This is a genomic window from Radicibacter daui (assembly GCA_030657355.1).
Classification (GTDB): Bacteria; Pseudomonadota; Alphaproteobacteria; order Radicibacterales; family Radicibacteraceae; genus Radicibacter; species Radicibacter daui.
In genome coordinates this window covers 3,244,024-3,264,733 of record CP131056.1, presented here as the reverse complement: position 1 = coordinate 3,264,733, position 20,710 = coordinate 3,244,024, and the positions used below count along the sequence as shown (strand labels likewise).

18 protein-coding genes are annotated in these 20,710 nt (G+C 64.6%); 12 read left to right on the top strand and 6 right to left on the bottom strand.

Translation table 11 applies throughout. From position 1 onward, the window contains the following. Nucleotides 1-117 precede the first annotated feature (117 nt). Nucleotides 118-1,746 carry a chaperonin GroEL gene (gene groL, locus QTL98_RS15305; RefSeq protein ID WP_445679333.1) on the top strand — a complete coding sequence of 543 codons (1,629 nt, stop codon included), beginning with the start codon at nt 118-120 and terminating at the stop codon, nt 1,744-1,746. A gap of 25 nt (nt 1,747-1,771) precedes the next feature. Then, nucleotides 1,772-2,635: a transglutaminase family protein gene (locus tag QTL98_RS15300; protein ID WP_445679332.1), complete on the top strand. Its 864-nt coding sequence runs from the start codon at nt 1,772-1,774 to the stop codon at nt 2,633-2,635. A gap of 19 nt (nt 2,636-2,654) precedes the next feature. Here the strand turns inward: QTL98_RS15300 and QTL98_RS15295 are convergent, their stop codons facing one another. Continuing rightward, nucleotides 2,655-3,917, bottom strand: a complete 1,263-nt coding sequence (locus QTL98_RS15295) for an MFS transporter (protein ID WP_445679331.1) — start codon at nt 3,915-3,917, stop codon at nt 2,655-2,657. Between the two features lie 237 nt (nt 3,918-4,154). Here QTL98_RS15295 and QTL98_RS15290 point away from each other — a divergent pair, with 237 nt between their 5' ends. From QTL98_RS15290 to QTL98_RS15270, 5 genes are all read left to right on the top strand, one after another. After that, nucleotides 4,155-4,736, top strand: a complete 582-nt coding sequence (locus tag QTL98_RS15290) for a YqaA family protein (protein ID WP_445679330.1) — start codon at nt 4,155-4,157, stop codon at nt 4,734-4,736. Between the two features lie 155 nt (nt 4,737-4,891). Continuing rightward, nucleotides 4,892-5,773 (top strand): NAD-dependent epimerase/dehydratase family protein, encoded by an 882-nt coding sequence (locus QTL98_RS15285; protein WP_445679329.1) that lies wholly within the window; start codon nt 4,892-4,894, stop codon nt 5,771-5,773. A 44-nt stretch (nt 5,774-5,817) separates the two neighbouring features. After that, on the top strand, nt 5,818-6,798 hold the full coding sequence (locus tag QTL98_RS15280) for an aldo/keto reductase (protein ID WP_445679328.1): 981 nt from the start codon (nt 5,818-5,820) through the stop codon (nt 6,796-6,798). A 91-nt stretch (nt 6,799-6,889) separates the two neighbouring features. Beyond that, on the top strand, nt 6,890-7,690 hold the full coding sequence (locus QTL98_RS15275; RefSeq protein ID WP_445679327.1) for a DUF1194 domain-containing protein: 801 nt from the start codon (nt 6,890-6,892) through the stop codon (nt 7,688-7,690). Between the two features lie 87 nt (nt 7,691-7,777). Then, nucleotides 7,778-8,707: a bestrophin family protein gene (locus QTL98_RS15270; RefSeq protein WP_445679326.1), complete on the top strand. Its 930-nt coding sequence runs from the start codon at nt 7,778-7,780 to the stop codon at nt 8,705-8,707. 178 nt (nt 8,708-8,885) lie between these two features. Here QTL98_RS15270 and QTL98_RS15265 read toward each other — a convergent pair whose 3' ends face one another. The 3 genes from QTL98_RS15265 to betC form a co-directional block, all read right to left on the bottom strand. Next, nucleotides 8,886-9,143, bottom strand: coding sequence for a DUF3297 family protein (locus QTL98_RS15265; RefSeq protein ID WP_445679325.1), 258 nt, complete (start codon nt 9,141-9,143; stop codon nt 8,886-8,888). Between the two features lie 131 nt (nt 9,144-9,274). Beyond that, on the bottom strand, nt 9,275-10,246 hold the full coding sequence (gene choX, locus QTL98_RS15260) for a choline ABC transporter substrate-binding protein (RefSeq protein ID WP_445679324.1): 972 nt from the start codon (nt 10,244-10,246) through the stop codon (nt 9,275-9,277). 99 nt (nt 10,247-10,345) lie between these two features. Further along, entirely contained in the window at nt 10,346-11,911 is a 1,566-nt protein-coding gene (gene betC / locus QTL98_RS15255) for a choline-sulfatase (RefSeq protein ID WP_445679323.1), read from the bottom strand. Nucleotides 11,912-12,016: 105 nt separating this feature from the next. On the opposite strand from betC, the gene QTL98_RS15250 reads away from it, so the two are divergent. Next, nucleotides 12,017-12,904 (top strand): LysR substrate-binding domain-containing protein, encoded by an 888-nt coding sequence (locus QTL98_RS15250; RefSeq protein WP_445679322.1) that lies wholly within the window; start codon nt 12,017-12,019, stop codon nt 12,902-12,904. A gap of 6 nt (nt 12,905-12,910) precedes the next feature. Here the strand turns inward: QTL98_RS15250 and QTL98_RS15245 are convergent, their stop codons facing one another. Continuing rightward, on the bottom strand, nt 12,911-14,146 hold the full coding sequence (locus tag QTL98_RS15245) for an MDR family MFS transporter (protein ID WP_445679321.1): 1,236 nt from the start codon (nt 14,144-14,146) through the stop codon (nt 12,911-12,913). A 349-nt stretch (nt 14,147-14,495) separates the two neighbouring features. Here QTL98_RS15245 and QTL98_RS15240 point away from each other — a divergent pair, with 349 nt between their 5' ends. Beyond that, nucleotides 14,496-16,295, top strand: coding sequence for a chloride channel protein (locus QTL98_RS15240; protein ID WP_445679320.1), 1,800 nt, complete (start codon nt 14,496-14,498; stop codon nt 16,293-16,295). Nucleotides 16,296-16,374: 79 nt separating this feature from the next. Here QTL98_RS15240 and QTL98_RS15235 read toward each other — a convergent pair whose 3' ends face one another. Further along, nucleotides 16,375-16,827 (bottom strand): hypothetical protein, encoded by a 453-nt coding sequence (locus QTL98_RS15235; RefSeq protein ID WP_445679319.1) that lies wholly within the window; start codon nt 16,825-16,827, stop codon nt 16,375-16,377. A gap of 252 nt (nt 16,828-17,079) precedes the next feature. Here QTL98_RS15235 and ettA point away from each other — a divergent pair, with 252 nt between their 5' ends. The 3 genes from ettA (at nt 17,080) to QTL98_RS15220 (ending at nt 20,644) form a co-directional block, all read left to right on the top strand. Further along, nucleotides 17,080-18,759, top strand: coding sequence for an energy-dependent translational throttle protein EttA (gene ettA / locus QTL98_RS15230; protein WP_445679318.1), 1,680 nt, complete (start codon nt 17,080-17,082; stop codon nt 18,757-18,759). A 220-nt stretch (nt 18,760-18,979) separates the two neighbouring features. After that, on the top strand, nt 18,980-19,723 hold the full coding sequence (locus QTL98_RS15225) for a DUF1223 domain-containing protein (protein ID WP_445679317.1): 744 nt from the start codon (nt 18,980-18,982) through the stop codon (nt 19,721-19,723). 120 nt (nt 19,724-19,843) lie between these two features. After that, nucleotides 19,844-20,644, top strand: coding sequence for a dienelactone hydrolase family protein (locus QTL98_RS15220; RefSeq protein WP_445679316.1), 801 nt, complete (start codon nt 19,844-19,846; stop codon nt 20,642-20,644). Nucleotides 20,645-20,710 lie beyond the last annotated feature (66 nt).

Here is a 20,710-nt window from a genome sequence, read left to right as displayed (position 1 = left end):
CAACGCGCACGTCCCGAGATCGACGAAAAAATTCCGCACGATGGCTGAAGCCCCTCCGGGCCATCGGCCGTCGTCTACGCCTGCCTCCACCAATCTCTTATCAAAAGGTCCGGTATCATGACCGTCAGGGACATCAGGTTCGGCACGGATGCGCGCGAGGGCATCCTTCGCGGCGTCAACATTCTCGCCAATACGGTCAAGGTAACGCTGGGCCCTAAAGGACGCAGTGTACTGATCGAAAAAAGTTACGGGGCGCCGCGCATCACGAAGGACGGGGTGACGGTGGCAAAGGAGATCGAGTTTTCCGATCGGTTCGAGAATATGGGCGCGCAGATGCTGCGGGCCGTCGCCTCGCGCACGCATGACCATGCCGGCGATGGCACCACAACGGCCACCGTGCTGGCGCAGGCCATTTTGCATGAGGGCATGAAGTCGGTTGCCGCCGGCATCAACCCCATGGATCTGAAGCGCGGCATCGACCTGGCCGTCTCGCGGGTGGTTGACGATCTGCGCGCGCGTTCGCGCCCGGTTTCAAGCAATGAGGAAATTGCCCAGATCGGCATCGTTTCCGCCAATGGCGATGTGGTGGTCGGCAGCAGGATTGCCGAGGCGATGCGGCAGGTGGGCAAGGATGGCATCATTACCATCGAGGAAGCGCGCGGGCTGGAATTCGAGCTTGAACTCGTCGATGGCATGCAGTTCGACCGGGGGTATCTTTCGCCCTATTTCGTGACCGATGCCGTCAAGCAATTGGTCGAGATGGAAAACCCCTATATCCTCCTTCACGAGAAAAAGCTCACCGACCTCATGGTGCTGCTGCCCGTGCTGGAGGCCGTTGCCCATAGCGGCCGACCCCTGCTGATCATCGCGGAGGATATCGAGGGCGAGGTGCTGGCGACCCTGGTGGTCAACAAGCTGCGCGGTGGCCTGAATGTCGCTGCGGTCAAGGCGCCGGGCTTCGGCGACCGCCGCAAGGCGATGCTGGAGGATATTGCGATCCTCGCCGGAGGGGAGATCATCAGCGATGAGCTGGGAACCCGCCTCAAGGATGTGACGCTTGCCACCTTGGGCGGTGCGCGCCGCGTCAGCATCAGCAAGGACGATACGCTGATCGTGAAGGGAACCGGCGCGCCAGAGGCGGTAGCGGCGCGGGTTGATGCCCTGAGGGCGCAACTCGTCAATCTCGCAAGCGACTATGAGCGCGAACAACTGCAGGAGCGCATCGCGCGGCTTGCTGGTGGGGTTGCCATCATCAAGGTCGGCGGCGCCAGCGAAACCGAGGTCAAGGAACGCAAGGACCGCGTTGACGATGCGCTTCATGCCACCCGGGCGGCGGTCGAGGAGGGCATCGTGCCGGGCGGCGGGACGGCCCTGCTTTATGCCAGCCGGGCGCTCGCCGGCCTTACCGGCACCAATGACGATCAGGCCCATGGCGTTAACATCATTCGCCTGGCGCTTCAGGCCCCGCTGAGGCAGATCGTGCGCAACGCCGGCCATGATGGCGCGGTGGTCGCCAGTAAGCTGGTTGATGGCAACAACCACAATATGGGCTTCAATGCCCGCACGGAAGTGTACGAGGATCTGGTGGCGGCCGGGGTGATCGACCCGACCAAGGTTGTCCGCTCCGCCCTGCAGGATGCGGCATCGGTCGCCGGCTTGCTGATCATGACCGAGGCGGCGGTTGCCGACGGGCTCGCAACCTCCGCACCGGCTATGCCGGGCGGGATGGAGGGGATGGGGTTCTGACCCGGCCGGCAGGGGCCGGCGGGCCATGACGTGGCTCACCGTCCGTCACAGCACACACTACAGTTATTACCAGCCGGTGGATCTTGGCCTCCACCGGCTGATGCTGCGCCCCCGCGAGAGCCGTGAGATCAAGCTCGGCTCGTTCGAGCTTTATACCAATCCCGCGGCGCAGGTCCGCTGGGCGCAGGATGTCTTTGGCAACTCGGTTGCTACGGCCAGTTTTGCCGGCATGACCGACAATCTTGTTATAGAGACCGTCGCATCGCTCCGGCTCGACACGGCGGCATGGCCGGTCTTCGACATCGCGGACGACGCCGTGCTTTATCCCTTTCGGTACGCCGACGATGACTGGCGCGATCTGGGCGCGCTGACGCTGCAGAACTACCCCGACCCGGCGGGTCAACTGCGCAGCTGGGCGCATGGTTTCGTCGCTGGCAATCCGACCAACACACTGAGCCTGCTGAAGGACCTGAATGCCGGGGTGTCGCAGTGGATCTGCTACCAGTCGCGCGAGGACGAGGGCACACAGTCGCCGACACAGACACTCAACCGCGGTTGGGGAGCGTGCCGCGACCTTGCCGTGCTGTTTGTGGAGGCTGCCCGCAGCCTCGGTTTCGGCGCCCGGATCATCTCAGGTTATCTTTATAATCCGCAGGGTCTTCTGAACGGTACGCTTGCCGGCGGGTCGACTCATGCCTGGGCGGAGGTTTTTGTGCCCGGCGCCGGCTGGATCAGCTTCGATCCGACCAATGGCGGGGTCGGGGGCCATAACCTCATTCCGCTGGCGGTCGGCCGCGACATCGCGCAGGTCATGCCGGTTGGGGGCAGTTTTATTGGCCTGACCGGCACCTTCAGGGAGATGACGGTCGAAATCCTCATGTCGACCTGACGGACGGCTGCTGGGCACATTAGCCGGAAAGGCTCTCAACCCGGCGCAATTGCGGGAATAGCCGCATCCAGAGCAGGGCGACCACGATGGTGCCAATACCGCCTATAACGCCGGACGGCACGGCCCCGAGCAGGCCCGCCATCATGCCGGATTCGAACTCGCCAAGCTGGTTCGAGGCGCCGATGAAGAGAAAGTTCACGGCATTGACGCGTCCGCGCATGTCGTCCGGGGTTTGCAGCTGAACCAGCGAGCTGCGCACCACCACGCTCACATTATCCGCCGCACCCAGCACGAAGAGGCAGAAGAGCGAGAGGGTCAGGTTGGTGGAGAGCGAAAAGACGACGGTGGCGATGCCGAAGAGCAGCACGGCGGCAAACATCTTGTAACCCGCCCCCTTGTCGAGCGAGACGCGCGCCAGCACCAGCGACATGGAGAGCGCACCAAGGGCAGGGGCCGAGCGCAGCATGCCGAGGCCCCAGGCGCCGGTATGCAGGATGTCGCTGGCAAAGATAGGCAGCAGTGCCGTGACGCCGCCCAACAGCACCGCGAACAGGTCGAGGGAGATGGTGCCGAGGATGACCGGATGGCGGCGGATGAAGGAAACGCCGCCGAAGAAGGAAGCCAGCGTGACCGGTGCCTTGTTGGCCACCGTGTGCTGGCCCTTGATGAACGCGACCGACACGGCGCCCGCGACCAGAAAGACCGCACACAGGCCAAGCGACAGGTCGGGGCTGATGGCATAGAGCGCGCCGCCCAGCGACGGGCCGATGATCGTCGCCGTCTGCATGAAGGAAGAGGAGGCCGCCACCGCCCGCTGCAGGATTGCCGTCGGCACGATGGAGGGCAGCAGGGCCGACATGGTGGGCTGCTGGAAGGAGCGGGCAGCGCCCAGCACCGCCACGGCGCCGAAGATCATGTTGACGCTGAGCCAGGCGCCATGCAGCCCGGCAAGCAGGAAGGCGAGAATGGCCGCCTGGGCAAGCTGGCACCAGAAGACGATGCGCCCGCGGTGATAGCGGTCTGCCACATTGCCGACGATGAAGGTCATGACGATCATCGGCAGGAACTGGAAGAGGCCGACGAGCCCGAGATCGTAGGCGCTGCCGGTCTTTTCATAGACCATCCAGCCAATAGCGACCGAAGCGCCCTGGAAAGCGAGCGCGGAGGCGACACGTACAATGCCGAAAAGGACAAAATTGCTGTTGCGCAGCAGCCGGTGGGGCTGGGTTTGCTGACCCTCTTCGGGCGGAGTGGCTCCGCTCGGGGCTGTGGTAACCGACATGGGCTGGAAATGCTCCGCGAGGGCCGTTCTGGCGTTGCCGTTGTTGAAGGCCGTTCCCGGCCAAAGGTCAATTAACGTCTTCACCGCTGTTATCGGCTTTGGGTGGCACAGTGTCGCATCTGCCTCACCTTCGCCCTTTTGGGCGCTTTTGCTTGCGCGCGTGCGGCCTGCTGGTTATCCGACAGGCGGGGCGGCGGCCATGACCGGCTGTCGGAAGAATGGAAGGATCGCTCGCGAGTGCTGCGCCGTCTTTACGATTGGGTCATGTCGCTGGCGGGCAGCCGCCACGCCACCTGGGCGCTCGCGCTCGTTTCCTTCGCCGAAAGCTCGTTTTTTCCCATCCCGCCCGATGTGATGCTGGTGCCGATGGTGCTGGCCAACCGCCGCCGTGCCTGGCTGTTTGCCGGAGTGTGCACTGTCGCCTCGGTGATTGGCGGCATGCTGGGTTACGCCATCGGTGCACTCCTGTTTGAGAGCCTCGGCACCTGGCTGATCCGCGTCTACGGGCTCGGGCAGGATTTCGAGGCCTTTCGCGCCTCCTATGCCCAGTGGGGCGCCCTGATCATCTTGCTGAAGGGCCTTACCCCCATCCCCTACAAGCTGGTGACCATCGCTTCCGGTTTTGCTGCCTATAACTTCCCGCTCTTCATCCTTCTCAGCTGTATCACCCGCGGCGCGCGGTTCTTCCTCGTGGCGGCGCTGCTGCGCATCTATGGCGAGCCGGTGCGCAATTTCATCGAAAAGCGGCTGGAACTGGTGATGCTCGGGGCGCTGGTGATCATCATCGGCGGCTTCGTGGCGGCGCGCTATCTGGTCTGATCCGGTCTGGTGACCGTGCTGCCCGACTTTCTCGCAACCTGATTGCCGGCCCACGGGTTCTGTTTCCATGTGGGTTGCCATGCGCTTGGATCGTTCTAAGCTGGTGGCAACGATGGGGGCGCCCGGCGTCCCCGACAATGGGAAGGGACAGGGAAATGGCTCAGGCAAAGCGCGTTGTCGTCACCGGTGGCAGCGGCAAGCTGGGACGGGCGGCGGTTACCCATCTGATCGACCATGGCTGGCAGGTGGCGGTGCTGGACAAGGTGCGCCCTTCCGCATCGCCCTGCCCGGTGATCGAGACGGACCTGACCGATTTCGGTCAGGTGAGCGGGGCGCTGAGTGCGGTTGATGACCGCTACCGAGGCGTTGATGCGGTGGTGCATCTGGCCGCCATCCCGGCGCCGGGCCTCAGCCCCAACGCCACCATCTTCAAAAACAACGTGCTCTCCAGCTACAACGTGTTTCAGGCGGCGAAGCAGGCAGGCATCCGCAATATTGTCTGGGCTTCCAGCGAAACCGTGCTGGGCCTGCCCTTCGAAACGCCGCCGCCCTATGTGCCGGTGGATGAGGACTATGCCGGCCGGCCGGAGACGGCCTATTCGCTCGGCAAGCTGGTGGATGAGGAAGTGGCGCGCCAGTTTTGCCGCTGGGACCCCAAGCTCAAGATGATTGGCCTGCGCTTTTCCAACGTCATGGAGCCGGAGGACTATCGACGGTTCCCGGGCTTTGATGAGGATGCCTCGCTCAGGAAGTGGAACCTCTGGGGCTATATCGATGCGCGCGATGGTGCGCAGGCCATTCGCAAGGCGCTGGAATACAAGGAGCCGGGCATGGAGGTGTTCATCATCGCCAATGCCGATACGGTGATGACCCGCCCGAACGCCGAACTGCTGGCGGAATGTTTCCCCGATGTGCCGCTGCGCCGCCCGGTTGGGCCTAACGAGACGCTGCTTTCCATCGAAAAGGCGCGCCGGCTGCTGGGATACGAGCCTGAATATAGCTGGCGTAACAGTTCTGCCCTTGCCGCTCCGGCATGATGGCGCCTGCCGGTCTTGATTATCCGTAACGGAGGGGGAAACTGATGGACTACGTCAAATTTGGCCGTACGGGGCTTGATGTCTCGCGCATCTGCCTTGGCTGCATGAGCTACGGCGTGCCTGAACGCGGCACCCACCCGTGGTCGCTGCCGGAAGCGGAAAGCCGCCCCTTCATCCGCAAGGCGCTCGACCTCGGCATCAATTTCTTCGACACCGCCAATGTCTATTCTGACGGCACGAGCGAAGAGATTGTGGGCCGCGCGCTCAAGGATTTTGCCAGCCGCGACGAGATCGTCATCGCCACCAAGGTCAATGGCCGCATGCATGCCGGGCCGAATGGCGCCGGCCTGTCGCGCAAGGCGATCCTCAGCGAAATCGACAAGAGCCTGACCCGCCTCGGTACCGACTATGTCGATCTCTACCAGATCCACCGCTGGGACTATGCCACCCCCATCGAGGAGACGCTGGAGGCGCTGAATGATGTCGTGCGCGCCGGCAAGGCGCGTTATATCGGCGCCTCTTCCATGTATGCATGGCAGTTCGCCAAGGCGCTGCATCTCTCCGAGACGCACGGCTGGGCCCGCTTCGTCTCCATGCAGAACTATGTGAACCTGCTCTACCGGGAAGAAGAGCGCGAGATGCTGCCGCTGTGCCGGGCGGAAGGGATTGCGGTGATGCCGTGGAGCCCGCTCGCCCGCGGCCGCCTGACCCGTGACTGGGACGAGGCCAGCGCCCGGTCGGAGACGGATGCCTTCGGCAAGACGCTTTACGCCGCGACGGCGGAGGCGGACCGCAAGGTGGTTGAGGCGGTGGCCACGGTGGCAAAGGCCCGCGGCATCCCGAAAGCGCAGGTGGCGCTTGCCTGGGTGCTGCAGAAGGACGGGGTGACCAGCCCCATTGTTGGTGCCACCAAGGTCCAGCATCTGGAAGATGCCGCGGCCGCCCTTGCCGTGAAGCTGACGGCAGAAGAGATCGCGGCGCTGGAGGCGCCTTATGTGCCGCATGCCGTGACCGGTTTTTCCTGATCGGGTAGCGCGGGTAGCGCAGCGGCGTTTACACTGTTGCAATCGCGGCGCCTTTATCGCGACGCGATTGCCCTCTAGCGTGCGGGCCCCGATGATCCCTGCACCCTTTTTCCTTTTTCGCCGCCCTGTTGCCCCACGCCTCCAACCGTGGCTGGCGCTCTCATGCCTGCTTGGCCTCGGGGCGGTCTCGCCGCAAGTAGCCGCGGCTCAGGAGGGCGGCGGCGCTGTCGATCTGGCGCTGGTGCTGGCGCTCGATACCTCCTCCAGCGTCGACTGGAACGAGTTTGATCTTGAGGCGCGCGGCCTTGCCCTGGCGCTGAAAGACCCGGAAGTTCTGGCGGCGATATCGGCCGGGCCTAACCACGCCATCGCCATCTGTATCCTGCAGTGGGCCTCGGGCGGAGAAGGTAACCAGCAACTGGCCATCGGCTGGCGGCGGGTCGACGGGCAGGCGGCGGCGGAAGCGCTGTCGCAGGAGGTACTGGAGATGCCGCGCCTTATCGATGCCGGCGGCACCTCGATCAACGGGGCGCTGACCTTCGCCGGGGCCCAGTTCCAGAGCCTGCCCTGGCCGGCGAACCGCCACACGATCGATGTTTCGGGCGATGGCCGCTCCAATGACGGGCGGGATGTGGAAGGGCCGCGCGAGGCGCTGGTGGCAAGCGGCGTCAGCATCAACGGCCTCGCCATCGTCAATGAAGAGCCGGATCTGGAGAGTTATTACCGCGACGCCGTTATCGGCGGGGCCTCGGCTTTCGTCATCGTTGCCAATGACTACAAGGCCTACAAGGACGCCATGCAGCGCAAGCTGGCGCTGGAGATCGGGGCGTCGGCGCTGATTGTCGATGCAACGCCGGCTCAGCCTCCGACGCCAGTACGGCGTCCGGGGTGAACCCTGCCGCTCGCATGGCTGGTTTGCTGCCGCGACTGGCGGAAATGATCTGGCGGACCAGCGGGCGGAGCTTATGCTCTGCCGATCATGATCATACGCCCGCGGCCCAACGCCTTTACCCTGTTCCTCATCCTGCGTGGTTCAGTACTGCTGACCATCTTGCCGAGGCTGCTGTTCGTCACCGCTTTTGCGTGCGCCGTCACCTGGCTTGACTGGCTGTACCCGGCGCCCCTTTCGGGTTTTTCGACGGCACCCTTCGCGCTCCTGGGCATCGCGCTTTCCATCTTCCTCGGCTTTCGCAACTCGGTCTGTTACGACCGCTGGTGGGAGGGGCGAAAGCTCTGGGGTCAGCTGGTGCTGGAGATGCGCAGCTATGCACGTTCCCTGCTCGTGCTGCTCTCCGAGGGAGAGGCGGTTTCACCCCTGCAGCGGCGGCTGGTCTTTCGCGGGATCGGTTTTGCCCATGGACTGGCGGCCCGTCTGCGCGGGCGCGACGTGGCGACGTCCCTCGAACCCTGGCTGGTGCCGGAAAACGGTGCCCTCACTCTGCCGGCCGGATGCCGCAACGCCAACGAGGCGGTACTGCGGGCAATCAGCGCCGAGCTTGCCGCCGAGATGCGGGCGGGGCGGCTGACCGATATCCTCTACAAGGTGCTGGATGACCGGGTGACGGCTTTTTCCGGCATCCAGGCGGCGTGCGAACGTATCCTCGGCACGCCGACCCCCTTTGCCTATTCGCTGCTCCTGCACCGCACGGCCATTCTCTTCTGCCTGCTGGTACCGTTCGGCCTTGTCGGGACGCTGGGCTTCGCCACGCCGCTGGCAACCGCGCTGCTGGCTTATGCCTATTTCGGGCTGGATGCGCTGGGTGACGAGCTGGAAGAGCCCTTTGGTCTCACCCACAACGACCTGGCGCTCGATGCGCTGGTGCGGGTGATCGAGATCGACCTCAAGGAAGCAATCGGTGCGCCGGATGTGCCGGAACCGTTGAAGCCGGTTCGGTTTGTACTGACCTGAGGGGCCAGTGTTTGTGGTGGAGTGATTACCCCCACCGGGCCTGCGGCCCACCTCCCCATGAATGGGGGAGTTTTTGTTTTTTATATCAGCACCCTATCATTCCCCATACATGGAGAAGGTGGTGCGAAGCGCCGGATGGGGGTAATGACTCAAAAACCCCCTCCGGCCTCCAGCAGCCTCAGCCCTCGCTGCTCTCCGCGGCGGGGCGGAAATAGGCTTCGACTTCGCCCTTCAGCTTGATGGTCAGCGGATTGCCGTGGCGGTCGCGGGTCTTGCCGGCGCTGACGCGGATCCAGCCTTCGCTGACGCAGTATTCGTCGACATTGGTCTTTTCGACACCCTTGAAGCGGATGCCGACATCGCGCGCCAGCACGGCTTCATCATAGAAGGGGCTGCGCGGATCGGTGGACAGGCGGTCGGGAGGGGTATCGCTCATGGTGATGCCGGTTCGTTCCTGAAATGAGTTCCGGCGGCCAGAGATAACGCTCCGGCCGCCGGAAGCCAACCTTCCTGAACGGGCATGCCGGCTAGCCCCCGCTCGCCGGCTGCCGGGAAGGCTGGTTTGCCTCAGAGGCCGAGGCCGCTCTTGACCGCGGCAAGGCCGGGTTTGCCGTCCAGCGTGGTCACGCCATCAAGCCAGGCATCCAGCGTACCGCTATTGCCCTGCAGCCAGAGTTTGGCGGCCTCGCCCGCCTCCATCTTCTGGTCGAGGATCATCGACATCATCAGGTTTTCCTGCTCGACGGTGAACTTCATGTTGGAGACGAGTTTGGCCGCGTTCGGGCAATCTTCGGCGAAGCCGGCCCGGGCCATGGTGTAGACCTCCGCGCCGCCATAGTTGGGGCCAAAATATTTATCGCCGCCGGAAAGATAGGTGAGGGCGTTGTTCGAGTTCATCGGGTGCGGCGCCCAGGCGAGAAAGACGATCCAGCTCTTGTCGCGCTTGGCCCTGTCCACCTGCTTCAGCATGGCCTGCTCGCCGCTTTCTTCCAGCGACCAGCCGCCAAGGCCAAAATCATTGCCGGCGATCATCTTCTGCAGCGACTGGTTGGCCGGGGCGCCAGCCTCGATGCCGTAGATCTTCTTGTCGAACTTGTCGCCGAACTTCGCGAGGTCGGCAAAATCCCTGACCCCTTCGGCGGACACATAGGTCGGTACGGCGAGGGTGAATTTTGCCCCTTCCAGATTACGCCCGACGATCACGGCGCCCTTGGCGGTGGCATCGGTCACGAAATGCTGCTGCGCCGGCATCCAGTTGCCGAGGAAAACATCGATCTGCTTGTTGGCAAGGGCCTGGAAAGTGACCGGCACGGCCAGCAGGTCAACCTTCTGTTCATACCCCAGCGCTTCCAGCACCACCCCGGTAAGGGCGTTGGTGGAAGTGATGTCCGTCCAGCCGGGATCGGAGAACTTCACCGTCTTGCAGGAAGCGGCATCGGCCGCGGCGGCAGGGGAAGGGGCTGCCAGCAGGGCGGCCCCGGCAAGGGCAGCGGCTGCCAGCAGCGGGCGGGTCAACCGGTTACGATGGGCGCTCGTCATCCGTCATGTCTCCTGTTCGGCTGTCCGTTATGGTCGGGTGCGGTTTCTTGTTGTTGGTGACTTCACTCCCGCCGGGTCGTTTCGCCCGGTTCTGGCGCGTCAGGCGCGTTTTCTGTCAGTCAGGTTGCCGGTACCGGGCGCGACCTCGCGCACCGGCATGCGGGCGCGGCGTTCAAGATCCGGCAGGTCGATGGTGTTGCGCATATAGGCGCGGGTGGCATCGACCATGGGCTGGAAATCCCAGGGCCGGTGGCGGCCCTGCATCAGCGCCTCATGCACGAAGCGGCGGCGGCGCTGGCTGGCAATAACGGCTTCATGCACGCGGGATGCATCCCAGCGGGTTGCCGCTTCTGCCCGCAGGCTGGCCAGCAGGGCGGTTTCTGCCGCGCTGGCACCGTTTGCCGCCAGATTGGCGCGCTCCAGCGGGTCGGCCTCAAGATCGAAAAGCTGGTCCGGGTCGGTGCTGGTGGTGACGAATTTGTAGCGTCCGCGCCGGATCATGAAGATGGGCGCTATCGCGCCTTCGCCGAGATATTCCCCCAGCGCCTCGTCATGGCCGCCGCCGGAGAGATGCGGCAGCAGGCTTTTGCCTTCCAGCGGCTGACCCAGATCCTCATCGCCGCCCCGGGCGATGCCGGTGAGGGTGGGGAAGAGATCCATGAGGGAAACAGTATTCTTTACCCGCCGCTGGTCGCTGCCGCCGGGCATGCGGATAACCAGCGGAATGCGCGCGGCAGCCTCAAAGAACGACATTTTGTACCACATGCCGCGCTCGCCCAGCATGTCGCCGTGGTCGGCGGTGAAGACCACCACCGTGTCCTCGTCCATGCCGCATTCCTTGAGCGTGCGCAGCAGGATGCCGACCTGATCGTCGATGAAGCTGATAGCGCCGTAATAGGCCCGGCGGGCGCGACGGATTTCTTCCTCGCTCGGCTCGTAGACGTCCGTTTCGCACACATGCATCACGCGCAGCGAGTGCGGGTCCTGCAGCTCCTTCGGCAGGCGGGCGACGGCCGGCAGGTCAATGTCGTCATCGCGGTACTTGTCGAAATAATAGGGCAGGATGGCGTAGGGGTCGTGCGGGTGGGTGAAGGACACCAGCATGCAGAAGGGTCGATCGTCGGGGCCGCGGGCGATGTCATAGAGATGGCGGCGGGCGGAATAACCGACTTCCTCGTCAAAATCGATCTGGTTGGAGCGGGCGCAGGCACCGGCCTTCGAGACCGAGAGCATGTCGTGATACCAGCTGGGCCGCACGTCCGGCTTCTCCCAGTCCGGCGTCCAGCCATAGTCGGCCGGGTAGATGTCGGTGGTCAGCCGCTCCTCGAAACCATGAAGCTGGTCGGGCCCGCAGAAATGCATCTTGCCGGCCAGCACGGTGCGATAGCCCTCCCGCCGCAGGGCGTGGGCGAAGGTGGGTGTGTCGGCGCGGAAATCGGCGGCGTTGTCATAGGCCTCGATGGTGGAGGCGAGGCGGCCGGACATCATGGTGAAGCGCGAGGGCGCGCAGAGCGGGCTGCCAGTATAGCAATTCTCGAAAACGGTGCCGCTGCCGGCAAGGCGGGAGAGATGCGGCGCCTTGACCACCTTGTGCCCGTAGAAGGGCAGGAACTGCGCGGCAAGCTGATCGGCCATGATGATGAGGATGTTCGGTCGCTTGGTCATGGCCGGCGGTAGTCCCTTCATTTGCGATAAACACGGTTGATTGAACGACCCGCGGCAGCGCAGTGTGAAGAGGTTGAATTTCGTTAACTGGAATAGAAAATTTCTATGGCAAGGCCACCTGATCTCGCCGCACTCTCCCTGTTCGATGTCGTTGCCCGCCTTGGAAATCTCACCCGGGCGGCGAGTGAACTCGGTCTCACCCAGCCGTCGGTCAGCTATCAAATCCGCCAGCTGGAAGAAGGGCTCGGGTGCAGCCTGTTCGAGCGGCGCCATCGCGGGGTCGATCTGACGGAAGAGGGGCGCATCCTGCGCGATGCCGTGCAGCGGGCGCTGGGCACGGTGGAAGACGCGCTGGCAACCCTGCGCCGGCGCCGTGCGGCCCCGACCGTCGGGCTCGTTACCGACTTCGCCTTTGCCTCCTATATCCTGCTGCCGCGCCTCGGCAGGCTCAAGGAACGGCACCCGGATATCGATGTGCGTGTCTCGGCAAGCCAGGTAGAGGTGGAGCCGGCGGGGCGGGGCATCGACCTTTCCGTCAGTTTCGGCCAGTTGCCAGTGGGGGGGCGCGGGGTGCGCCTGCTGCAGGAACGGGTGATTGCCCTGTGCAGCCCCGGCTTTCTCGCCGCGCATGGGCCGCTCGACGATCCGGCGGCATTGGCACGTGCGCCGCTCATTCATCTCGATGGGCCGGAGCGCTGGTTTTCCTGGCCCAGCTGGATGCAGGCGGTGGGGTGGCCCTGGCGGCCGGGCGTGGAGGGGCTGCACGTCAACACCTTTACCCTTGCCATCGAGGCCGCGATGGCGGGGCAGGGCGTGGTGCTGGGTTGGCTGGGGCTGGTCGACGGGCTTATGGATGCAGGCCTGCTTGTGCCGGCGACCGGCCGCGTGGCGGTGAGCGAGGCGGGCTACATCCTGCGTCTGGCCCGCACCGCCCCGCCAGCGGCGCTGGCGGTGGCGGATTGGCTGAAAGAAGAGCTGGCTCCTTTTGGCTGAGGCCTGTCAGCCCGGGCCGGCACCCTCGTCCTGCGGCTTTTCCAGCCGTGACTCATGCCGCCGGGCCGCGGCTGCAAGCGCAGCTGTTGCGGCCAGTGTCACCGGCAGTGCAACCAGCCAGGGCAGGCTTGCCGAGACTGCGTAGAGCCACGTGCCGAGCGCCGGCCCGGCAGCATCTTCCAGATCATTGGCGGTACTGAAAGCAGCCATGTAGGTGGCCCGGGCTCGTGCCGGGGCCAGTTCGGAGGCGATTGTCTGGGTGAGCGGGCCCGAAAGCATCTCTGCCAGGGTTAGCAGCGTGACCGCGACGATGAGGCCCGGCAGGGTGGGTGCAGCCAGCAGCAGGGCAAAGGAAAGGGCCAGTACCAGCCCGCTCGTCGAGACGAGGCTGCTGCCGGCAAGCCGGCCGGAAAGCCGGGTCAGCGGCAGCTGGAAAAGCACCGCCACCAGTCCCGCATAGCTGAAGAGCCAGCCGATATCCGCCGGGTCCAGAGTGCCGGTGGTGGTGGCATAAAGCGGCAGTATGGTCTCGATCCAGCTGGCAACGATGCCGATGGCGGCCACGGGCAGCAACAGGGCGGCAAGGCGCCGGTCGCGCAAAGCGGTGCCCAGCGCGCCCCATTCTTCCTCCTCGTCTTCCGGGTTGCCGGCTGCGGCAGGTCTGGTCTCCTTCAGGAAAAACAGGGTGGCGATACAGCCGGCCAGTAGGGCCCCGGCCGCGCCCGTAAAGACAAGGCCCAGTGCCGTCATCGCGAGCAGGCTGCCCAGCGCGGGACCGATGATATGGCCGATACCGGAGACGACGCGCCGCAGGGCGTAGGTCTCTCGCAGCTTCTCCGGAGCCACCACATCGGCGATCACCGTGGCCGCCGTGGGATGCAGCACACTTTCAAAGATCCCGATGGTGATCAGGCACAAGGCTGCCGCGAAGGTGCCATTCACAAAATAGAGGCAGAAGAAACCGAGGCTGGTGCCAAGGGTTGACAGGATGAGTACCGGGCGACGGCCGATGCGGTCCGCGATGCCGCCCACCAGCGGCGTGGCCAGAAGTTCGCCGCCGGCATAACAGCCAAGGAGCAGGCCGATCGCTCCAGTTGGAATGCCGGCCTCCCTGCTGGCCCAGAGGGCAAAGAAGGGCATCAGCATGCCATCGGAAAAACCGGCGACAAAAAACAGAAACAGCCCGACACGCGCTGCTGTCGGCAGGTGGCGAAAAAGGGCGGGGTGGGGGAAAAGCGACACCGTCAACAATCCTTGCGAAAAGCCGCAGGCGGGCAAAAAGGCCCATCCATTGCGGGTTTCGCGTTGGTTGACGTGAACGCTTACGGCTGCCGTATATCGGACAGCAGGCAGACCATAGGTCCGTTGTTTTCCGTGCGCAAGCGGTGCGATGAGCAGCGGACAGAACAGGGCATTTTTGACCCCGCGATGCAGGCGCGGGCCGCGACGCGGGAAAAATGTCGTCTTCTTCAATAAGGTGGGCCAAAATGTCGCATCCCCCTTGAGAAGCATCAGGAGGGGGCATAACCGGTTGCCTCGCCTCAAGCGCGCGCCCTAAAAGACGCGCAGCATTCCGGAAAAGGAGATCGAAGTGTCAAGTGCCAGTGGTCCCGGCCTGCCAGGTGGGGGCATCTCGTCAGGGCTTCAGACCGGCCCGCGCCTGGGTGATTTTTCCACCGACCGGCGCGTCCTGCTTCTCTGCCTGATGGCGCTTGTGGTGGGAACGGGCGGCGCCTTTGCCGCACTGGTTCTGCTGAAACTGATCGCCCTTGCCGTCAATATCTTCTGGTACGGCGAGTTCTCCTTCGAAGGCCGCACCATCCTTGAGGCGGTGACCCAGCCCTGGGGCATGGCCGTGCCGCTCATCGGCGCGCTCATCATCGGTCTTATGGCCCGCTTCGGTTCGGAGAAAATTCGCGGCCACGGCATTCCCGAGGCCATCGAGGCCGTACTTTACGGCGAAAGCCGCATGTCCTGGCGCGTGGCTCTGCTGAAGCCGATCTCGTCGGCCATCTCGCTCGGTACGGGCGGCCCGTTCGGTGCCGAAGGCCCGATCATCATGACCGGCGGCGCCGTCGGCTCGCTCTTTGCCCAGTGCTTCAGCCTCAGCGCCGCCGAGCGCAAGACCCTGCTGGTAGCGGGCGCCGCTGCCGGCATGACCGGCATCTTCGGCACGCCCATCGCCGCCGTGCTGCTGGCCGTGGAAGTGCTGCTCTTCGAGTGGAAGCCGCGCAGCTTCATCCCCGTTGTCGTCTCGGCGCTGACGGCGATTGCCTGGCGGCCGTTCCTCATCGACGGCAACATGTTGTTCCCGCTCGACCTGCATGTGGTGGTGACGCCGCTGGGTCTGATCGCCGCCGTGGGCGTCGGCCTGCTGGCGGGCCTGCAGGCCGCCGGTCTCTCCACCTTGCTCTACAAGGTCGAGGACCTCTTCCACAAACTGCCCTTCCACTGGATGTGGTGGCCGCTGGTGGGCGCTGTTGCTGTGGGTATCGGCGGCGTGATCGAGCCGCGCGCGCTGGGCACCGGTTATGAGAGCATCCATGCCGTGCTGCATGGCGAGTTGCCGCCGGTCGGCCTCTTCTCGCTGCTGCTGGTCAAATCCGCGATCTGGATCATCGCGCTGGCTTCCGGCACGTCCGGCGGTGTGCTGGCCCCCCTCGTGATGCTGGGCGCGACGCTCGGCGGGATCGAAGGGCTGGTGCTGCCGGGTGAAACCGGGCTCTGGGCGCTGATCGGCATTGCCGGCGTTCTGGGCGGCGCCATGCGCGCGCCGCTGATGGGCGCCCTGTTTGCTGTGGAGGTGACAGGCACCTGGGGCGCCCTGCCGCTGGCGCTGGCAGCGTCCGGCTCTGCCTACGGCCTCACCATCCTTGCCATCCGGCGCTCCATCCTGACCGAGAAGATCGCCCGCCGCGGCCGGCACATTGTCGCTGAACTGGGGGTCGATCCGCTGGCCATGGTGCGCGTGTCGCAAATCATGACCAAGGATGTGAAGACCATGCCGGACAGCATGACGCTGGAAGAGGCGAGCATCTTCTTCGAGAAGGACGCCAAGCACCGCGCCTATCCGGTAGTGGACACCGATGGCCGTCCGGTTGGCATGGTCTCGCGCGCCGATGTGCTGCAATGGATGGTGACCAGCCACGAGCCGGGGGCAACGCTGGGCGGGCGCCTTTCCGACGCCTCTCTGCCGCTGGTGACGCCGGATGATTATCTCGGCCGCGTGGTCGAGATGATGATCTCGGTGGATGTCGGCCGCATTCCGGTGGTCGACCCGCAAAGCCGCAAGCTGGTGGGCCTTGTGGCCCGCCGCGACCTGCTTCAGGCCCGCGTGGTGCAGCAGAAGCTTGAAAAGCAGCGCCAGCGCGGCACCGGCGGCGTGCGCTGAGCGCTCCGCTGCCGTTCGGGCACTAAAAAACCCCGGCCGGGATCGCTCCCGTGCCGGGGTTTTTATTGGGTGCGGGCTGTTAGCCGGCGGTCTTTTCCGCCTTGGTCAGCACACGGGCGCGGTCCTGCGGGCCGTCATATTCAAAGCGGATGTCGGAAAGGAAGTCGCGCCCCAGCACCATGGTGACCGGGGCGAGGCTCAGGGCGGGCACCACCAGCTGGACGTGGTGGCCGTTATTGAGAAACACGGAGACCTTGTAGCCGGCGGCGACCTGTTTCTTGCTGTCGAGGCCGTTGGTGAACTCCACCTGGCCGACCGGCTTGAGGCCGAGGCTGACGGCGATTTCGGCATCGATGGCGCTGACCGGCAGGGCGGTGTTGACCATGGCAAGCCCCTTGGCGCGTTTGGTCTCTGCCGTCAGCGCGCGCGCCGGCGCCGTGAGCACGACGGGAACCTGCGGGCCGCTGGCCAGCATTTCGCCGGCGGAAAAGCTGATGATGATGCCGTCGTCGCGGTTGATGATGTTGGCCATGAGGGCGGGCGTCCCTTCTTCCTCTTGAAGTGGTGTGTCCGTCCTTTCCGTGGGGGCATTTTTCCGGAAAGTCAGCGGCAAGACTAACCGCAGCCGCAAGGCCTGTCGCGCGCTCAATAGGAGAGTATGGCCGCTGCCGAACCTCCCTTGTTGTGCCCCCCTTGTTGCGTGCCGGGCGTCTCATGCGCTACAAACCGCGCCAAGAGATTTCCGACATAGCCTTTCGGCAAAAGATTCAGGAGCGGGCACGGCATGGCCTCCTATCAATATACCTACGTGATGAAGGGCCTGACCAAGGTCTATCCGGGCGGCAAGAAGGTTCTGGACAACGTCTACCTGTCCTTCTTCCCCGGCGCGAAGATCGGTGTGCTCGGCCCGAACGGCGCCGGTAAGTCCACGCTGATGAAGATCATGGCCGGCATGGACAGCGAGTTCACCGGCGAGGCCTGGGCCGCCAAGGAAGCGCGCGTCGGTTACCTGCCGCAGGAGCCGCAGCTCGACCAGAGCAAGACCGTGTCCGAGAACGTGATGGAGGCGCTGGCCCCCATCAAGGCCAAGGTCGACGAGTTCAACGACATCTCCATGAAGCTCGGTGAGGTCACCGACGATGATGAGATGATGGCGCTTTCCATGCGCATGGGCGAGCTGCAGGAAGAGATCGATGCCGCCGACGCGTGGGACCTCGACCGCACCGTCGAGATCGCCATGGACGCGCTGCGTTGCCCGCCGGGCGACTGGGCCGTGGACAAGCTCTCCGGCGGTGAAAAGCGCCGTGTGGCGCTCTGCCGTCTGCTGCTGGAAAAGCCCGACCTGCTGCTGCTTGACGAGCCGACCAACCATCTTGACGCCGAGACCACGGCCTGGCTGCAGCGCCACCTTGCCGAATATGCCGGCACCGTGGTGATGGTTACCCATGATCGTTACTTCCTCGATGCCGTTACCGGCTGGATCCTGGAACTCGACCGTGGCCAGGGCATCCCCTACGAAGGCAACTACTCGAGCTGGATCGAGCAGAAGCAGAAGCGCCTTGAGCAGGAAAGCCGCACCGAAGACGCCCGCCAGAAGGAACTGGCGCGCGAAAGCGAGTGGATCCGCCAGAGCCCGAAGGCCCGCCAGGCCAAGTCCAAGGCCCGTATCAAGGCCTATGATGAACTGGTGGCACGCGCCAACGACCGTGATCCGGGCAAGGTGCAGATCGTCATTCCGGTGCCCGAGCGCCTTGGCAACAAGGTCATCGAGATCGAGGGCGTCACCAAGGCCTATAACGACAAGCTGCTGTTCGAGAACCTGACCTTCTCGCTGCCGCCGGGCGGCATCGTCGGTGTCATCGGCCCGAACGGCGCCGGTAAGACCACGCTCTTCCGCCTGATTACCGGGCAAGAGCAGCCGGATAGCGGCAGCGTGACCATCGGCGAGACGGTGCATCTGGGTTATGTCGACCAGAGCCGCGACAGCCTTGCTGCCAACAAGAACATCTGGGAAGAAATTTCCGGCGGTTCCGACATCATCGAGCTTGGCAAGCGCACCATGCCGAGCCGCGCCTATGTCGGCGCCTTCAACTTCAAGGGCGCTGACCAGCAGAAGAAGGTTGGCCAGCTGTCTGGCGGTGAGCGCAACCGCGTGCATCTTGCCAAGATGCTGAAGTCCGGCGCCAACGTCCTGCTGCTTGACGAACCGACCAACGACCTCGACGTCGACACGCTGCGTGCGCTGGAAGACGCGCTGGAAGATTTCCCCGGCTGCGCCGTGGTCATCAGCCATGATCGCTGGTTCCTTGACCGCCTTGCCACCCATATCCTCGCCTTCGAGGGCGACAGCCAGGTGGTGTGGTTCGAAGGCAATTACGAAGACTACGAGGCCGACAAGAAGCGCCGCCTTGGCGCCGATGCCGACCAGCCGCACCGCATCAAGTACAAGCCGCTGACGCGCTGAGCGCCGGCCGCAGTGCAGAAGTAAGAAAAGACCCCGGCGGGAAACTGCCGGGGTCTTTTCTTTTGGTCCTGCCTTCTGCTCGCGCGCCCTTCACGCGAAGGTGTGAGGCGCGTGAGGGCAAGGCGGCGTTAGCATCATCGGGCGAATTTGAAACCCTGGCGCCAGCGCCGCAGCATGGGCAAGAGATGCCAGCGGCTGGTGCCTTTGAGGGAAGAGGCCCATGATCACTCTTCGAACCTTCGGCCGTGCTGCCTTTGCTGCCGGCCTGGTGCTCGCCGCCGGCAATGCCGAGGCCGCGAACGGAACCCCACCGGTTGTCGTCGAGCTCTTTACCTCGCAGAGCTGCTCCTCCTGCCCGCCGGCCGAAGCCTATCTGGGCGAGCTGGTGAAGCGCCCGGACCTGCTGGCGCTGGAATGGCATGTCGATTACTGGAACCGGCTGAATTATGGCTCGGCCGGCGCCTGGGTCGATCCGTTCTCCAGCGCGGAGGCGACGGCCCGCCAGCGTGCCTATGACGGTGTTATCCGCGGGCAGGGCGTCTATACGCCCCAGATGGTGGTGGATGGCGCCGCCGAACTGGTGGGCTCCGACCGGGGCAGTGCGGAAGCGGCGATTGCCAGCGCGACTGCCCGGCCCAAGCCGGTGTCGCTGGCGCTTGAGCCGCTTTCGGGCGGCGGGGGATATTCCCTGACCGTCGCCGGCATGCCGACGGGGCCGGTTACGCTGTTGCAGGTCAACTACCTGCCTACCGCCGCGACCAAGGTGCTGCGCGGAGAGAATAACGGCCGGGCGCTTGCCAACCACAATGTGGTAACGGGCGCCCGCGAGCTTGCCGGCTGGCAGGACGGCAAGGCGATCCGGATCGATCCGCCGGCAGCAGGGGAGCGCTGCGCCGTCATTGCGCAGGAGGCGCCGCTGGGGCGCGTTCTTGGTGCTGCGGCCTGCCCGGCGGAGGCGAGTTGAGGCCCGCTGCGGCATAGCGGCCCTTATGCAGTGTCAGCAGGCAAAAGGGCTGGCGCTCGCCGCGGCTTCGTGGACAATCGGCAGCCTCTTTCAGGATGCTGGAACAAGGGGCTGCCTTTCATGACCACGGCGAGCGGACATACCGGTGCGACGACAGTTCTTCCCGGTCAGGCCATCAAGACCGATACGGCCGGGCTGATTGCCGGGGATGTCAGCATTCCGGCCGGCGGCGACAGGTTGCCGGCCTATCGCGCCATGCCGGAAGGGGCGGGGCCCTTTCCCGTCGTGCTGGTGATCGAGGAGATCTTCGGTCTGCACGAATACATCAAGGATGTGTGCCGGCGCCTTGCCAAGCTTGGTTACTGTGCAGTGGCGCCGGAGCTTTATGCGCGCCTTGGCGATATCGGCGCCGTGACCGATGTGCAGGTACTGCTGCGCGATTTTATCTCGAAGACGCCGGATGCGCAGGTGATGTCGGATATCGACGCCACGCTCGCCTGGGCAGTTGCCAGCTCAAAGGGCGATGCAGCACGGGCCGGCATCACCGGCTTCTGCCGGGGCGGGCGGGCGACCCTGTTCTATGCCGCTCACAGCAAGAACGTGAAGGCGGGTATTGCCTGGTACGGCAAATTCACCAGCCCGCGCACGGACATCCAGCCCGACATGGCGATGGATGTGGCCGGTAAGCTCAACTGCCCTGTGCTTGGCCTTTATGGCGGCAAGGACAAGGGTATTCCGGTGGAGGAAGCGCACCAGTTCGAAGCGGCTGCGAAGGCTGCGGGCAAGGCGGTCGAGATGGTGATCTATCCGGAAGCCGATCACGCCTTTCACGCGGATTACCGGCCGAGTTTCGATGCAGCGGCCGCTGCAGACGGCTGGCGGCGCATGCTGGGTTGGCTCAGCCAGAACGGGGTTGCCTGAGGCCTTGTGGGGCCAAAGGGCCTCTAAAACAAAACGGCCGGGCAATCGCCCGGCCGTTTTGTTTTG

Bases quoted from the DNA above. Each gene is read 5' to 3' on its own strand.
- groL (WP_445679333.1), top strand. From the start codon at position 118: ATGACCGTCAGGGACATCAGGTTCGGCACGGATGCGCGCGAGGGCATC.
- QTL98_RS15300 (WP_445679332.1), top strand. From the start codon at position 1,772: ATGACGTGGCTCACCGTCCGTCACAGCACACACTACAGTTATTACCAG.
- QTL98_RS15295 (WP_445679331.1), bottom strand. From the start codon at position 3,917: ATGTCGGTTACCACAGCCCCGAGCGGAGCCACTCCGCCCGAAGAGGGT.
- QTL98_RS15285 (WP_445679329.1), top strand. From the start codon at position 4,892: ATGGCTCAGGCAAAGCGCGTTGTCGTCACCGGTGGCAGCGGCAAGCTG.
- QTL98_RS15280 (WP_445679328.1), top strand. From the start codon at position 5,818: ATGGACTACGTCAAATTTGGCCGTACGGGGCTTGATGTCTCGCGCATC.
- QTL98_RS15275 (WP_445679327.1), top strand. From the start codon at position 6,890: ATGATCCCTGCACCCTTTTTCCTTTTTCGCCGCCCTGTTGCCCCACGC.
- QTL98_RS15270 (WP_445679326.1), top strand. From the start codon at position 7,778: ATGATCATACGCCCGCGGCCCAACGCCTTTACCCTGTTCCTCATCCTG.
- QTL98_RS15265 (WP_445679325.1), bottom strand. From the start codon at position 9,143: ATGAGCGATACCCCTCCCGACCGCCTGTCCACCGATCCGCGCAGCCCC.
- choX (WP_445679324.1), bottom strand. From the start codon at position 10,246: ATGACGAGCGCCCATCGTAACCGGTTGACCCGCCCGCTGCTGGCAGCC.
- betC (WP_445679323.1), bottom strand. From the start codon at position 11,911: ATGACCAAGCGACCGAACATCCTCATCATCATGGCCGATCAGCTTGCC.
- QTL98_RS15250 (WP_445679322.1), top strand. From the start codon at position 12,017: ATGGCAAGGCCACCTGATCTCGCCGCACTCTCCCTGTTCGATGTCGTT.
- QTL98_RS15235 (WP_445679319.1), bottom strand. From the start codon at position 16,827: ATGGCCAACATCATCAACCGCGACGACGGCATCATCATCAGCTTTTCC.
- ettA (WP_445679318.1), top strand. From the start codon at position 17,080: ATGGCCTCCTATCAATATACCTACGTGATGAAGGGCCTGACCAAGGTC.
- QTL98_RS15225 (WP_445679317.1), top strand. From the start codon at position 18,980: ATGATCACTCTTCGAACCTTCGGCCGTGCTGCCTTTGCTGCCGGCCTG.
- QTL98_RS15220 (WP_445679316.1), top strand. From the start codon at position 19,844: ATGACCACGGCGAGCGGACATACCGGTGCGACGACAGTTCTTCCCGGT.